This window comes from Pseudomonas sp. FeN3W (assembly GCA_030263805.2).
Taxonomy (GTDB): Bacteria; Pseudomonadota; Gammaproteobacteria; order Pseudomonadales; family Pseudomonadaceae; genus Stutzerimonas; species Stutzerimonas stutzeri_G.
On record CP136010.1, the window covers coordinates 1,991,780 to 2,006,620 of the forward strand.

Annotated in this window: 20 protein-coding genes; 1 reads left to right on the plus strand and 19 read right to left on the minus strand. The window is 59.7% G+C overall.

From position 1 onward, the window contains the following. Positions 1 to 116: 116 nt before the first annotated feature. Positions 117 to 1,484, minus strand: a complete 1,368-nt coding sequence (locus P5704_009500; protein ID WOF80693.1) for an MFS transporter — start codon at positions 1,482 to 1,484, stop codon at positions 117 to 119. A gap of 131 nt (positions 1,485 to 1,615) precedes the next feature. Here P5704_009500 and uvrA point away from each other — a divergent pair, with 131 nt between their 5' ends. After that, complete coding sequence (gene uvrA, locus P5704_009505) at positions 1,616 to 4,462, plus strand: excinuclease ABC subunit UvrA (GenBank protein ID WOF80694.1); 2,847 nt, start codon at positions 1,616 to 1,618, stop codon at positions 4,460 to 4,462. A gap of 58 nt (positions 4,463 to 4,520) precedes the next feature. Here the strand turns inward: uvrA and P5704_009510 are convergent, their stop codons facing one another. From P5704_009510 to rplN, 18 genes are all read right to left on the minus strand, one after another. Continuing rightward, positions 4,521 to 5,981: a catalase gene (locus P5704_009510; protein ID WOF80695.1), complete on the minus strand. Its 1,461-nt coding sequence runs from the start codon at positions 5,979 to 5,981 to the stop codon at positions 4,521 to 4,523. Positions 5,982 to 6,165: 184 nt separating this feature from the next. Then, the gene (gene rplQ / locus P5704_009515) at positions 6,166 to 6,552 is read right to left on the minus strand and encodes a 50S ribosomal protein L17 (GenBank protein WOF80696.1); all 387 of its coding nucleotides are present in this window, start codon (positions 6,550 to 6,552) and stop codon (positions 6,166 to 6,168) included. 45 nt (positions 6,553 to 6,597) lie between these two features. Further along, positions 6,598 to 7,599 (minus strand): DNA-directed RNA polymerase subunit alpha, encoded by a 1,002-nt coding sequence (gene rpoA, locus P5704_009520; GenBank protein WOF80697.1) that lies wholly within the window; start codon positions 7,597 to 7,599, stop codon positions 6,598 to 6,600. A 22-nt stretch (positions 7,600 to 7,621) separates the two neighbouring features. Next, positions 7,622 to 8,242 carry a 30S ribosomal protein S4 gene (gene rpsD, locus P5704_009525; GenBank protein WOF80698.1) on the minus strand — a complete coding sequence of 207 codons (621 nt, stop codon included), beginning with the start codon at positions 8,240 to 8,242 and terminating at the stop codon, positions 7,622 to 7,624. A 17-nt stretch (positions 8,243 to 8,259) separates the two neighbouring features. After that, positions 8,260 to 8,649 (minus strand): 30S ribosomal protein S11, encoded by a 390-nt coding sequence (gene rpsK / locus P5704_009530; GenBank protein ID WOF80699.1) that lies wholly within the window; start codon positions 8,647 to 8,649, stop codon positions 8,260 to 8,262. A 30-nt stretch (positions 8,650 to 8,679) separates the two neighbouring features. Further along, a complete protein-coding gene (rpsM, locus tag P5704_009535) occupies positions 8,680 to 9,036 on the minus strand; it encodes a 30S ribosomal protein S13 (protein ID WOF80700.1) in 357 nt (118 codons plus the stop codon). A 129-nt stretch (positions 9,037 to 9,165) separates the two neighbouring features. Then, a complete protein-coding gene (rpmJ, locus tag P5704_009540) occupies positions 9,166 to 9,282 on the minus strand; it encodes a 50S ribosomal protein L36 (GenBank protein WOF80701.1) in 117 nt (38 codons plus the stop codon). A gap of 29 nt (positions 9,283 to 9,311) precedes the next feature. After that, positions 9,312 to 10,640, minus strand: a complete 1,329-nt coding sequence (gene secY, locus P5704_009545; protein ID WOF80702.1) for a preprotein translocase subunit SecY — start codon at positions 10,638 to 10,640, stop codon at positions 9,312 to 9,314. Beyond that, entirely contained in the window at positions 10,641 to 11,075 is a 435-nt protein-coding gene (gene rplO / locus P5704_009550) for a 50S ribosomal protein L15 (protein WOF80703.1), read from the minus strand. 3 nt (positions 11,076 to 11,078) lie between these two features. Continuing rightward, entirely contained in the window at positions 11,079 to 11,258 is a 180-nt protein-coding gene (rpmD, locus tag P5704_009555) for a 50S ribosomal protein L30 (GenBank protein WOF80704.1), read from the minus strand. 2 nt (positions 11,259 to 11,260) lie between these two features. Further along, entirely contained in the window at positions 11,261 to 11,761 is a 501-nt protein-coding gene (gene rpsE / locus P5704_009560) for a 30S ribosomal protein S5 (protein WOF80705.1), read from the minus strand. 3 nt (positions 11,762 to 11,764) lie between these two features. After that, the gene (gene rplR / locus P5704_009565; protein ID WOF80706.1) at positions 11,765 to 12,115 is read right to left on the minus strand and encodes a 50S ribosomal protein L18; all 351 of its coding nucleotides are present in this window, start codon (positions 12,113 to 12,115) and stop codon (positions 11,765 to 11,767) included. A gap of 10 nt (positions 12,116 to 12,125) precedes the next feature. Beyond that, entirely contained in the window at positions 12,126 to 12,659 is a 534-nt protein-coding gene (gene rplF / locus P5704_009570; GenBank protein ID WOF80707.1) for a 50S ribosomal protein L6, read from the minus strand. A 12-nt stretch (positions 12,660 to 12,671) separates the two neighbouring features. Beyond that, positions 12,672 to 13,064, minus strand: a complete 393-nt coding sequence (rpsH, locus tag P5704_009575; protein WOF80708.1) for a 30S ribosomal protein S8 — start codon at positions 13,062 to 13,064, stop codon at positions 12,672 to 12,674. A 183-nt stretch (positions 13,065 to 13,247) separates the two neighbouring features. Further along, positions 13,248 to 13,553, minus strand: a complete 306-nt coding sequence (gene rpsN / locus P5704_009580) for a 30S ribosomal protein S14 (GenBank protein WOF80709.1) — start codon at positions 13,551 to 13,553, stop codon at positions 13,248 to 13,250. Positions 13,554 to 13,566: 13 nt separating this feature from the next. Then, positions 13,567 to 14,106: a 50S ribosomal protein L5 gene (rplE, locus tag P5704_009585; GenBank protein ID WOF80710.1), complete on the minus strand. Its 540-nt coding sequence runs from the start codon at positions 14,104 to 14,106 to the stop codon at positions 13,567 to 13,569. A gap of 19 nt (positions 14,107 to 14,125) precedes the next feature. Further along, complete coding sequence (gene rplX, locus P5704_009590) at positions 14,126 to 14,440, minus strand: 50S ribosomal protein L24 (protein ID WOF80711.1); 315 nt, start codon at positions 14,438 to 14,440, stop codon at positions 14,126 to 14,128. A gap of 11 nt (positions 14,441 to 14,451) precedes the next feature. Next, positions 14,452 to 14,820 (minus strand): 50S ribosomal protein L14, encoded by a 369-nt coding sequence (gene rplN / locus P5704_009595; protein WOF80712.1) that lies wholly within the window; start codon positions 14,818 to 14,820, stop codon positions 14,452 to 14,454. Positions 14,821 to 14,841: the final 21 nt, after the last annotated feature.

Consider the following 14,841-nt stretch of genomic DNA (forward strand, 5'->3'; position numbering starts at 1 on the left):
GATGGCAGTTGTACTGCCAGCAAAGCCGATGACCGCGAATCTTACCTCAGCCACCCTTGACGGCCAACCGACGCACTTTCAAGTTGCGCCGCATTAGGCAGCTGCGATCAGGCGCTTCAGGCAACCAGGCGATCAAGAGCCTCACGATCCAGTTGCTGCGTATCGACCTTGATATAAGCCGCCGCCTCGTCGGTGACGATGAGCACGTCGCTCACGCCTGCGACTTCCAGCAGCTCACGCCCAAGCCCGGCGTTGGCCAGCGCTCCGGCCGACAGCGGCAAGCGCAGGCTGGTTACATAAGGCGGCTCGCGCATGCTGAAGGCCACCACGAACCACAGCGCACACAGCGCAGCGCAGCCGGCGAACACCAGCGCCAGGCCACCCTGCTGATAGAGCATGCCGCCCAGCACGCCACCGAGACCGGCACCGAGGAACTGACTGGTGGAATAGACGCCCATCGCGGTGCCCTTGCCGCCGGCCGGCGCGACCTTGCTGATCAATGAAGGCAGCGACGCTTCCAGCAGATTGAACGCAATGAAGAAACCCACCATGCCGACGACCAGCATCCACAAGCCATTACCGAACCACCAGAAGAACAGCTCGCAGAGCAGCAGCGCCACAACCGCCCCGAGCAGCACGCGACGCATCTGGCGCTTCTTCTCGCCGTAGATGATGAAGGGAATCATGCCGAAGAAACCGACCAGCAGTGCGGTGAGATACACCCACCAGTGCTCCTCCTTGGGCAACGCACCCTGCTCCACCAGCGCCAGCGGCAAAGCGACGAAGCTGGCCATCAGAATCGCGTGCAACGCCAGAATGCTGAAATCCAGACGCAGCAGATCAGGATGGCGCAGCGTCAGGCCGAGGGCCTGCTTGGCGACGCCCGACTCACGGTGGCGCACATGCGCCTGGGCCTTGGGCAGCAACGCGACGATGACGCCGCCAAGCAAAGCCATGCCGGCAGTTACCCAGAACAGCCCGGACAGGCCGAACGCGCGGGTCAGCAACGGCCCGACGATCATCGCCACAGCGAACGAGAACCCGATGCTCACGCCGATCAGCGCCATCGCCTTGGTCCGATGCTGTTCGCGGGTGAGGTCCGATAGCAGCGCCATGACCGCCGCAGAAATCGCCCCGGCGCCTTGCAGAATGCGCCCGGCAACGACGCCCCAGATGCTGTCCGACATCGCCGCCAACACCGCTCCAGCGGCGAAGATCAGCAGGCCGAAATAGATGATCGGCAAGCGGCCGATACGATCGGAAAGGATACCGAAGGGAATTTGCAGCAGCGCCTGGGTCAAACCATAGGCACCTATCGCAAGGCCGATAAGGGTCGGCGTAGCGCCTTCCAGGTCCATGCCGTAGGTTGCCAGCACGGGCAAAACCATGAACATGCCGAGCATGCGAAAAGCGAAAACCAGAGCCAGCCCGGAAGCTGCGCGTGTTTCGCTGGCGCTCATGCGCTCGCTGTAGGGGTCCTGCATGGAGGGTCTCGCTTGTATGAACCGGCGGCGATTCTAGCAGCCCTACCCTGTTCGGCACAGGCGCGCGGTTTTGCCGCGACCATCACCCCGGCCGTATACTTTCGGGTTTCCGCCCGCCACGCGAGGCTGTTTTGGACAAGATTCTGATTCGTGGGGCCCGCACCCACAACCTGAAGAACATCGACCTCACCCTGCCGCGCGACAAGCTGATCGTCATCACCGGCCTGTCCGGCTCCGGCAAATCATCATTGGCATTCGACACCCTCTACGCAGAAGGCCAGCGCCGTTACGTCGAATCGCTTTCGGCCTATGCTCGGCAGTTCCTCTCGATGATGGAAAAGCCCGATGTCGACACCATCGAAGGGCTCTCTCCGGCGATTTCCATCGAGCAGAAATCGACTTCGCACAACCCGCGCTCCACCGTCGGCACCATCACCGAGATCTACGACTACCTGCGCCTGCTCTACGCGCGGGTCGGCACGCCTCGCTGCCCGGACCATGACGCACCGCTGGAAGCACAGACCGTCAGTCAGATGGTCGACCAAGTGCTGGCACTGCCCGAAGGGCGCAAGCTGATGCTGCTGGCGCCGGTCATCCGCGAGCGCAAGGGCGAGCACCTGGCGGTGTTCGACGAATTGCGCGCCCAGGGCTTCGTCCGTGCACGGGTCAACGGCAAGCTGTACGAACTGGACGAACTGCCCAAGCTGGACAAGCAGAAGAAGCACTCTATCGACGTGGTGGTGGATCGCTTCAAGGTTCGTGGTGACCTGCAGCAGCGCCTGGCCGAATCCTTCGAAACGGCGCTGAAACTGGCCGATGGCATCGCCCTGGTCGCCTCCATGGAAGAGGACGACGACAGCGAGGAGATAATCTTCTCCGCGCGCTTCGCCTGCCCGATCTGTGGCCACTCGATCAGCGAGCTTGAGCCCAAGCTGTTCTCCTTCAACAACCCGGCCGGTGCCTGCCCGACCTGTGACGGCCTGGGCGTGAAGCAGTTCTTCGACGCCAAGCGCCTGGTCAATGGCGAGCTGACCCTGGCCGAGGGCGCCATACGCGGCTGGGATCGGCGCAACGTCTATTACTTCCAGATGCTCGGCTCACTGGCCTCACATTATGGCTTCAGTCTCGACGAGCCCTTCGACTCACTGGCCGCCGATCATCAGAAGTCCATCCTGCGCGGCAGCGGCCGTGAGAATGTCGAGTTCCGCTACCTCAACGATCGCGGCGATATCGTCAAGCGCTCGCATCCCTTCGAAGGCATCATTCCCAATCTGGAACGCCGCTACCGCGAAACCGAATCCAATTCGGTGCGCGAAGAGCTGGCCAAGTACCTCAGCACCCAGCCCTGCCCGGACTGTCGTGGTACGCGCCTGCGTCGCGAAGCCCGCCACGTCTGGGTTGGCGACAAGACCTTGCCTGCGGTCACGGCCATGCCCATCGGCGACGCCACCGACTATTTCGGCGACCTGTCGCTCAGCGGACGACGCGGCGAGATCGCCGACAAGATCCTCAAAGAGATCCGCGAGCGCTTGCAGTTCCTGGTCAATGTCGGCCTGGATTATCTGACCCTGGACCGCAGCGCCGACACCCTGTCCGGCGGCGAAGCCCAGCGTATTCGCCTGGCCAGTCAGATCGGCGCCGGCCTGGTCGGGGTGATGTACATCCTCGATGAACCCTCGATCGGCCTGCACCAGCGCGACAACGAACGCTTGCTCGGCACCCTTCGCCACCTGCGCGACATCGGCAACACGGTGATCGTGGTCGAGCATGACGAGGACGCCATCCGCCTCGCCGACTACGTAGTCGATATCGGCCCCGGCGCCGGTGTGCATGGCGGCCGCATCGTCGCCGAAGGCACGCCGGACGAGGTGATGGCGCACCCGGACTCGCTGACCGGCAAGTACCTCTCCGGCCGAGTGAAGATCAACTATCCGCCGCAGCGCACCCGCCGCGATCCGAAAAAGCTGCTCAAGCTCAAGGGCGCACGGGGCAACAACCTGCGCAACGTCGACCTGGAGATTCCGGTTGGCCTGCTCACCTGCATCACCGGCGTATCGGGCTCGGGCAAATCGACGCTGATCAACAACACGCTGTTCCCGATCACCGCCACCGCGCTCAATGGAGCGACCACGCTGGAAGTGGCCGCGCACGACAGCTTCGATGGGCTGCAGCACCTGGACAAGGTGGTAGACATCGATCAGAGCCCGATCGGCCGCACCCCACGCTCCAACCCGGCGACCTACACCGGGCTGTTCACGCCGATTCGCGAGCTCTTCGCCGGCGTGCCGGAAGCACGCTCGCGCGGCTATGGTCCGGGCCGCTTCTCCTTCAACGTCAAGGGTGGCCGCTGCGAAGCCTGCCAGGGCGACGGCGTGATCAAGGTGGAGATGCACTTCCTGCCGGACATCTACGTGCCCTGCGACGTGTGCAAGGGCAAGCGCTACAACCGCGAAACTCTGGAAGTGAAGTACAAGGGCAAGAGCATCACCGAGGTCCTCGACATGACCATTGAGGAGGCGCGGGAGTTCTTCGACCCGGTGCCGGCGGTCGCGCGCAAGCTGCAGACGCTGATGGATGTCGGCCTGTCCTACATCAAGCTGGGGCAGAGTGCGACAACCCTGTCCGGCGGTGAGGCGCAGCGGGTCAAGCTGTCGCGCGAACTGTCCAAGCGTGACACCGGCAAGACCCTCTACATCCTCGACGAGCCGACCACCGGCCTGCACTTCGCCGATATCCAGCAGTTACTCGATGTACTGCACCGCCTGCGCGATCACGGCAACACGGTCGTGGTCATCGAGCACAATCTGGATGTGATCAAGACAGCCGACTGGCTGGTGGACCTTGGTCCGGAAGGCGGCTCCAAAGGTGGCCAGATCATCGCCTGCGGCACCCCGGAAGAGGTTGCAAACATGGCGCAATCGCATACCGGTCACTTCCTCAAACCGCTGCTGGAACGAGACGCCCAGCCCAAGGGCTGAGCGTGCTGAAAAACGAAAGCCCGCAGCATGCTGCGGGCTTTTTTCTGGCGATGCTGGATCAGGCCAGGGCTTCTTCCAGCGGAATGTCCAGGGCCTTGGCGATGCCGCCGCCATAGGCCGGATCGGCCAGGTAGCAGTGCTTGATGTGGCGCAGCTTGATGTGGCGCTCCACACCCGTCATGGCCCTGGCAGTGTTCTCGAACAGACGCTGCTGTTCGTCGGTCTGCATCAGGCGGAACAGGTTGCCCGGCTGGGTGAAGTAGTCGGCGTCGTCGGCACGAAAATCGTAACGATCCGCCGCGCCATCCAGCGCCAGCGGCGGCTCGCTGAAGTCCGGCTGCTCACGCCACTCGCCATAGGTGTTCGGCTCGTAGTGCAGGCGACCGCCCTGGTTGCCATCCACGCGCATGGCGCCATCGCGGTGGTAGCTGTGCACCGGGCAGCGCGGCGCGTTCACCGGGATCTGGTGGTGGTTCACGCCCAGGCGGTAGCGCTGCGCATCGCCGTAGGAGAACAGCCGCCCCTGCAGCATGCGGTCCGGCGAGAAGCTGATACCGGGCACCACGTTGGCGGGGGTGAACGCCGCCTGCTCGACATCCTGGAAGTAGTTGTCCGGATTGCGGTTCAGCTCGTAGTAGCCGACCTCGATCAGCGGGTAGTCGGCGTGCGGCCAGACCTTGGTCAGGTCGAACGGATGGTACGGCACCTTGGCCGCGTCGGCTTCCGGCATCACCTGCACGTACATCGTCCAGCGCGGATATTCGCCTCGCTCGATCGCCTCGAACAGATCGCGCTGCGAGCTTTCACGGTCGCTGGCGACGATCGCTGCGGCCTCGGCATCGGTCAGGTTCTTGATGCCCTGCTGGGTGCGGAAGTGGAACTTGACCCAGTAGCGCTCGTTGCTCGGACTGATGAAGCTGTAGGTGTGCGAGCCAAAGCCGTGCATATGCCGATAGGACGCCGGAATACCGCGATCGCCCATGACGTAGGTGATCTGGTGCAGCGCCTCGGGCAGGCCGGTCCAGAAGTCCCAGTTGTTGTTGGCACTGCGCATGTTGGTGCGCGGGTCGCGCTTTACCGCGTGGTTGAGGTCGGGGAACTTCAGCGGGTCGCGGAAGAAGAACACCGGCGTGTTGTTGCCGACCATGTCCCAGTTGCCTTCCTCGGTGTAGAACTTCAGGGCGTAACCGCGGATGTCACGCTCGGCATCAGCGGCGCCACGCTCTCCGGCCACGGTGGAGAAACGGGCGAACAGCGGGGTGCGCTTGCCGATCTCGGAGAACAGCTTGGCCTTGGTGTAGCGGGTGATGTCGCGGGTCACGACGAACTCACCGAAGGCACCGGAGCCCTTGGCATGCATGCGCCGCTCCGGAATGACCTCCCGGTCGAAATGCGCCAGCTTCTCCAGGAACCACACATCCTGCAGCAGCATCGGCCCGCGGCGACCCGCGGTCATCGAATTCTGGTTTTCGGATACCGGCGCACCGGCAACGGTAGTGAGCTTGGGCTTGTCAGTCATGGCTGCATCTCCTTGGCCATTCAACATTTCCAGGGACGGTAGTGGTCACCTGCTGGTTGAATGCCATCATAGGAATCAAGCGCAACGCCGACTAATGATGAAGGTCAACGCTTTCGATAGAGCAAATCTTTCAGGCATAAAAAAACCGAGCCCTGGGGCTCGGTTTTCTTCGACAGCGCCAAACTTACTCGGCTGCTTCCACCTCACCGGTGACCGGACGGTCAACCAGCTCGACGTAAGCCATAGGAGCGTTGTCGCCAGCACGGAAGCCGCACTTGAGGATACGCAGGTAACCGCCCTGACGGGTGGCATAACGCTTACCCAGATCATTGAACAGCTTGCCTACGGCAGCTTTCGAACGAGTACGGTCGAAAGCCAGGCGACGGTTGGCGACGCTGTCTTCCTTGGCCAGAGTGATCAGCGGCTCGGCAACGCGACGCAGTTCCTTGGCCTTGGGCAGGGTGGTCTTGATCAGTTCGTGCTCGAACAGCGACACCGCCATGTTCTGGAACATGGCCTTGCGGTGGGCGCTGGTGCGGCTCAGATGACGGCCACTTTTACGATGACGCATGATTGAAATTCCTTACCAAACGTTCAGTTCGGTTACTGGGGGCGATCAGGCAGTGGCCTTATCGTCCTTCTTGAGACTTGCCGGCGGCCAGTTATCCAGGCGCATACCGAGGGACAAACCACGCGAAGCCAGAACGTCCTTGATCTCAGTCAGGGACTTCTTGCCCAGATTCGGCGTTTTCAACAGCTCTACTTCGGTGCGCTGGATCAGATCACCAATGTAGTAGATGTTTTCCGCCTTCAGGCAGTTGGCCGAACGTACGGTCAGCTCCAGGTCATCAACCGGACGCAACAGGATCGGATCGATCTCGTCTTCCTGCTCGACAACCACCGGCTCGCTGTCGCCCTTGAGGTCGACGAACGCAGCCAGCTGCTGCTGCAGGATGGTCGCTGCACGACGGATCGCTTCTTCGGGATCCAGAGTGCCGTTGGTTTCCAGGTCGATGACCAGTTTGTCCAGGTTGGTGCGCTGCTCGACACGAGCATTCTCGACAACATAAGCCACGCGACGAACCGGGCTGAAAGTCGCGTCGAGCTGCAGACGGCCGATGCTACGGCTTTCGTCTTCATCGCTCTGACGCGCATCAGCAGGCTCGTAACCACGGCCGCGAGCGACCTTGAGCTTCATGTTGAGCGAGCCGTTGGCCGCCAGATTGGCGATCAAATGATCACCATTGACGATTTCAACATCGTGATCCAGCTGGATATCGGCAGCGGTAACAGCGCCCGCGCCCTTCTTCACCAGGCTCAAGGTCACTTCATCACGGCCGTGCAGCTTGATGGCGATACCTTTGAGGTTGAGCAGGATTTCGATGACATCTTCCTGCACGCCCTCGATGGCGCTGTACTCGTGGAGCACACCGTCGATCTCAGCCTCGACCACAGCGCAGCCGGGCATGGAGGACAACAGAATACGACGCAGCGCGTTGCCCAGGGTGTGGCCAAAACCACGCTCGAGGGGCTCGAGAGTGATCTTGGCACGGGTCGGACTGACCACCTGCACATCGATATGGCGGGGGGTCAGGAACTCATTTACCGAACTCTGCATGGATACACCTATTTTCTAGCCCTTACTTGGAGTAGAGCTCGACAATCAGGTTTTCGTTGATGTCGGCGGACAGATCGCTGCGAGCCGGAACATTCTTGAAAACACCGGATTTCTTGTCGGCATCTACTTCGACCCATTCAACGCGACCGCGCTGAGCGCACAGTTCGAGGGCCTGGGCGATACGCAGCTGATTACGGCACTTCTCGCGAACAGCAACGACGTCACCGGCCTTGACCTGGTACGAAGGAATGTTCACGGTCTGACCATTCACGCTGATCGACTTGTGCGAGACCAGCTGACGCGACTCGGCACGCGTGGAGCCGAAGCCCATGCGGTACACGACGTTGTCCAGACGGCACTCGAGCAGCTGCAGCAGGTTCTCACCGGTAGCGCCCTTACGGCTGGCAGCTTCCTTGTAGTAACCGCTGAACTGGCGCTCCAGCACACCGTAAATACGGCGAACCTTCTGCTTTTCACGCAGCTGGGTACCGTAGTCAGACAGGCGACCGCGACGCTGGCCATGAACACCCGGCGGAGTTTCGATATTGCACTTGGATTCGAGCGCGCGCGCACCACTCTTCAGAAAGAGATCGGTGCCTTCACGACGAGACAGTTTGCACTTGGGACCAATATAACGAGCCATTCTTCACTGTCTCCTGATTACACGCGGCGCTTCTTCGGCGGACGGCACCCGTTATGCGGGATCGGCGTCACGTCGGTGATGCTGGCGATTTTATAACCACATGCGTTCAAAGCACGCACGGCGGACTCACGACCCGGGCCTGGGCCCTTGACGTTTACGTCGAGGTTCTTCAGGCCGTACTCCAGCGCAGCCTGACCAGCGCGCTCTGCAGCGATCTGGGCAGCGAACGGAGTGCTCTTACGCGAGCCGCGGAAACCGGAACCACCCGAAGTGGCCCAGGACAACGCATTGCCCTGACGATCGGTGATGGTCACGATGGTGTTGTTGAAAGACGCGTGGATATGGGCGATGCCATCAACCACTGTCTTTTTGACTTTTTTACGAGGACGAGCAGCAGGTTTTGCCATGACTAAATTCCTGTCGATTCGCTAACGCGATTACTTGCGGATCGGCTTGCGCGGGCCCTTACGGGTACGTGCGTTGGTCTTGGTACGCTGACCGCGAACCGGCAGACCACGACGATGACGCAGGCCGCGATAGCAACCCAGGTCCATCAAGCGCTTGATTTTCATGTTGACTTCGCGACGCAGGTCGCCCTCAACGATGAACTTGCCGACTTCGCCACGCAGCAGTTCGACCTGCTCGTCGGAAAGATCCTTGATCTTTGCTGCCGGATTCACACCGGTAGCGGCACAGATTTCCTGTGCACGGGTGCGACCAACACCGTAGATGTAGGTCAGCGAGATAACAGTGTGCTTGTTATCCGGAATGTTGACGCCTGCAATACGGGCCATTCAGTGAAACTCCAATTGACAGCTACCTACGCCCCGGAAGCCAAGAAAAGGGCGCGAGATATTAACGCTGTAATAACAAATATTCAACCCGGCAGCGCACTAGCTGCCGGGTTATAACGCCTTACACAATCAGCCTTGGCGCTGCTTGTGACGCGGTTCTGCGCTGCAGATCACGCGCACGACACCGTCGCGACGGATGATCTTGCAGTTACGGCACAGCTTTTTAACCGATGCACGAACTTTCATCACCAACTCCTAGAACCTTACGAACCACCTCAGCGGAGCATTCCGCTGCCGTAGCCCTTCAGGTTGGCTTTCTTCATCAGGGAATCGTACTGGTGCGACATGAGGTGTGACTGCACTTGAGACATGAAGTCCATTACAACCACGACCACGATCAGCAACGAGGTCCCACCAAGGTAGAACGGCACGTTGGCTGCAACCACAAGAAACTGTGGCAGCAGGCAGACAGCCGTCATGTACAGGGCGCCGAACATGGTCAAGCGAGTCAGCACGCCATCAATGTAGCGAGCCGATTGCTCACCAGGACGAATCCCGGGAATAAACGCGCCAGACTTCTTCAGGTTCTCTGCTACGTCCTTCGGATTGAACATCAATGCCGTATAGAAGAAGCAGAAGAAGATGATCCCAGCACTGAACAGCAGAATGTTCAACGGCTGCCCGGGCGCGATCGCCTGCGAAATGTCAGCCAACCAGCCCATGCTCTCTGACTGACCGAACCACTGCCCCAACGAAGCCGGGAACAAGAGGATGCTGCTGGCGAAGATAGCCGGGATGACCCCGGCCATATTCACCTTCAACGGCAGGTGGCTGGTCTGCGCAGCAAAGACCTTACGACCTTGCTGACGCTTCGCGTAGTGAACCGCGATGCGGCGCTGACCACGCTCGATAAACACCACGAAGCCGATAATCGCAACAGCGAGCAGGCCGACAGCCAGCAGCGCGATGATATTGATATCGCCCTGACGAGCAGACTCGAACGACTGACCGAGCGCACCCGGCAAGCCGGCGACGATACCCGCGAAGATCAGCATCGAGATACCGTTGCCGACACCGCGCTCGGTGATCTGCTCGCCCAGCCACATCATGAACATCGCGCCAGACACGAAAGTGGTGATGGCCACGAAGTAGAAGCCGAAATCGTTGCTGAACGCGACACCTTGGCCCGCCAACCCGACCGACATACCGATCGCCTGAACGATGGCCAGCACCAGCGTACCGTAACGCGTGTACTGACTGATCTTGCGACGACCGGCCTCACCTTCTTTCTTCAACTGCTCCAGCTGTGGGCTGACAGCGGTCATGAGCTGCATGATGATCGACGCCGAAATGTACGGCATGATCCCCAAGGCAAAGATGCTCATACGCTCCAGCGCACCGCCGGAAAACATGTTGAACAAGCTAAGGATGGTCCCCTCGTTCTGACGGAACAGCTCGGCCAGCCGATCGGGATTTATCCCTGGTACAGGGATGTGTGCGCCAATCCGATAGACGATGATCGCCATGAACAGAAAGCGCAGACGAGCCCAGAGCTCGGACAGACCACCATTACTCAGCGCGGAGAGAGCACCTTGCTTAGCCATTTATTCCTCGAACTTGCCGCCAGCTGCTTCGATAGCCGCACGCGCACCTTTGGTGGCTGCGATACCCTTGAGAGTAACCGCACGACCAACCTCGCCCGACAGCATGATTTTCACGCGCTGTACGTTCTGATTGATCACGTTGGCGTCTTTCAGGCTTTGCACGGTAACGACATCGCCTTCAACCTTGGCCAGCTCAGAGGTACGAACCTCAGCACGATCCATGGCTTTCAGCGAAACGAAACCGAACTTCGGCAGACGACGATGCAGAGGCTGCTGACCGCCCTCGAAACCGGGAGCGATCTTGCCGCCGGAACGGGAAGTCTGACCCTTGTGACCACGGCCACCGGTCTTGCCCAGGCCGCTACCGATACCACGACCGGGACGCAGCTTTTCGCGACGGGCACCCGGCGCAGAACGCAGATCGTTCAGTTGCATGGCTTAGCCCTCCACACGGAGCATGTAATAAGCCTTGTTGATCATGCCGCGATTCTCAGGAGTGTCCTGAACCTCGACGGTGTGACCAATGCGACGCAGGCCAAGACCCTTGACGCACAGCTTGTGATTGGGGATACGACCGCTGACACTCTTGATCAGCGTGACCTTGACGGTATTGGCCATGATCAGGAAATCTCCTCGACGCTCTTGCCGCGCTTGGCAGCAATCGACTCAGGCGACTGCATCGCCTTCAGACCCTTGAAGGTGGCGTGAACCACGTTGACCGGGTTGGTAGAGCCGTAGCACTTGGCTAGGACGTTCTGAACACCAGCAACTTCCAGGATGGCGCGCATGGCACCACCGGCAATCACACCGGTACCCTCGGAGGCAGGCTGCATGTAGACCTTGGACGCGCCATGCGCGGCCTTGGTGGCGTACTGCAGAGTCGTGCCGTTCAGGTCAACCTGGATCATGTTGCGGCGAGCCGCCTCCATGGCCTTCTGAATAGCAGCCGGCACTTCACGGGACTTGCCACGACCGAAGCCGACACGACCCTTGCCGTCACCGACCACAGTCAGCGCGGTGAAGGTGAAGATACGACCACCTTTTACAGTTTTTGCGACGCGGTTAACTTGAACCAGCTTCTCGATGTAGCCTTCGTCGCGCTTTTGCTCGTTATTTGCCATAACTTAGAACTCCAGCCCGCCTTCACGAGCAGCTTCAGCCAGTGCCTTCACACGACCGTGGTACTTGAAGCCAGAACGGTCGAACGCCACCTGAGTGACACCTGCGGCTTTCGCGCGCTCAGCGACCAGCTGACCGACTTTCTTGGCAGCGTCAACGTTGCCGGTGGCGGCGTCACGCAGTTCTTTGTCCAGAGTCGAGGCGCTGGCCAGGACCTTGCCGCCGTCGGCCGAAAGGACCTGGGCGTAGATGTGCTGGGAAGAGCGGTACACGCAGAGGCGTACGGTTTCCAGCTCGCGCATCTTCAGGCGTGCCTTGCGAGCGCGACGCAGACGAGTTTCTTTCTTTACGCTCATTTGCTATGCCCTACTTCTTCTTAGCTTCTTTGCGACGGACTACTTCATCCGAGTACCGCACACCTTTGCCCTTGTAAGGCTCAGGGCGACGGAAGTCACGGATTTCAGCAGCCACCTGACCGACCAGTTGCTTGTCGACACCCTTGATCAGGATATCGGTCTGGCTGGGGGTCTCAGCGGTAACGCCTTGCGGCAGTTCGTAATCCACCGGATGCGAGAAACCGAGAGCCAGGGACAGCACTTGACCTTTGGCTTGCGCCTTGTAACCAACACCAACCAGCTGGAGCTTGCGCTCGAAGCCCTGGCTGACACCGATCACCATGTTATTGACCAGGGCGCGGGTAGTACCGGCCATGGCGCGAGTCTGCTGGTCGCCATTACGGCCAGCAAACCGCAGCTCACCAGACTCCTGGATGATTTCCACGGAGGGATGAACATTCAGTTCGAGAGCGCCTTTGGCACCCTTCACCGAAAGCTGTTGACCGGACATCTTGATTTCGACGCCAGCGGGCAGCTTGACGGGGTTCTTAGCAACGCGAGACATGCTTATCCCCCCTTAGAACACAGTGCAAAGCACTTCGCCGCCAACACCAGCAGCCCGAGCAGCCCGATCAGTCATCACACCCTTGTTGGTGGAGACGATCGACACACCCAAGCCGCCACGTACTTTCGGCAACTGGTCAACGGATTTGTACTGGCGCAGGCCAGGACGACTTACGCGCTTGAGCTCCTCGATGACCGGACGGCCTTCGAAATACTTCAGCTCGATGGACAGTTGCGGCTTGGCGTCGCCACTGACCTGGTATCCCGCGATATAGCCTTCACCTTGAAGAACGTTGGCAACAGCCACCTTCAGAGTGGAAGACGGCATGCTTACGACGGACTTTTCGGCCATCTGGGCATTACGGATACGAGTTAGCATGTCCGCTAACGGGTCCTGCATACTCATGGGCTCTTAGCTCCTAATACAAAAAAATAAGCCTTGGACGGCTCGTGTCGCCAACGGGCAAACCCTGCAAAAATGCAAGGCTCAGGCGAGCCGGGCATTCTAGAGAGTTGCCAGAAACGAATCAAGCCCCATAAGGGGCTTGATCGAAAAACAAACAGGACCCGAAGGTCCTGGATGCTTTTATTACCAGCTGGCTTTAACCAGGCCCGGCACATCACCGCGCATTGCGGCCTGACGCAGCATGCTGCGCGCCAGACCGAACTTGCGGTAAACGCCGTGCGGACGACCAGTCAGGCGGCAACGGTTACGCAGGCGCGAAGCGCTTGCATCACGAGGCTGCTTCTGCAGTGCGACCTGAGCTTCCCAGCGCGCTTCCGGAGAGGACTCCGGGCTGGCGATGATTGCTTTCAGTGCAGCACGCTTCTGGGCGAACTTGGCGACCGTTTGCTGACGCTTCAGCTCACGGTTCTTCATGCTTTGCTTAGCCATGTGCCTACTCCAATCAGTTACGGAACGGGAAGTTGAAAGCACGCAACAGAGCGCGACCTTCCTCATCCGTCCGAGCAGTAGTGGTCAGAGTGATGTCCAGACCACGCAGGGCATCGATCTTGTCGTAATCGATTTCCGGGAAGATGATCTGCTCTTTCACGCCCATGCTGTAGTTGCCGCGACCATCGAAGGACTTGGCATTCAGGCCGCGGAAGTCACGCACGCGCGGCAGGGAGATCGAAAGCAGGCGATCCAGGAATTCGTACATACGATCGCTGCGCAGCGTGACCTTGACGCCGATCGGCCAGCCTTCGCGGACTTTGAAGCCTGCGATGGACTTGCGAGCGTGGGTCACTACAACCTTCTGGCCAGTGATCTTTTCCAGGTCGGCAACAGCGTTATCGATGATCTTCTTGTCACCGATCGCTTCGCCGATACCCATATTGAGGGTGATCTTGGTGATGCGCGGAACTTCCATCACGTTGCCAAGCTTCAGTTCTTCCTTCAGCTTGGGCGCAATTTCCTTCCGATAAACTTCTTTTAGTCGTGCCATGGTTATCTACCTAGCAGTCTCAAGCGTCAACCGGCTTCTGGGTCGACTTGAAGACACGAATTTTCTTGCCTTCTTCAACCTTGAAGCCAACGCGGTCTGCCTTGTTGGTCTCACCGTTGAAAATGGCGACGTTAGAGACGTGCAAAGGCGCCTCCTTCTCGACGATACCGCCCTGAACGCCGGACATCGGGTTCGGCTTGGTATGGCGCTTGACGAGGTTGATCCCGCCAACGACCAGACGGTCGTCCGCGAGCACCTTCAGCACCTTACCGCGCTTGCCCTTGTCTTTGCCGGCGATGACGATGATCTCGTCGTTGCGACGAATCTTTTGCATGCGGCTACTCCTTACAGCACTTCAGGGGCGAGCGAGACGATCTTCATGAACTTCTCGGTACGAAGTTCACGCGTCACCGGCCCAAAGATACGGGTGCCGATAGGCTCCTGCTTGTTGTTCAGCAGAACAGCAGCATTGCCATCGAAGCGAATGATGGAGCCATCAGGACGACGAACGCCGTGACGAGTGCGAACCACAACAGCGGTCATCACCTGGCCTTTCTTGACCTTGCCACGAGGAATCGCTTCCTTGACGGTTACCTTGATAATGTCGCCGATGCCGGCGTAACGGCGGTGAGAACCGCCGAGCACCTTGATACACATGACGCGACGAGCGCCACTGTTATCCGCCACATCGAGCATGGATTGAGTCTGAATCATATAATTTCTCCGACCCCTAGC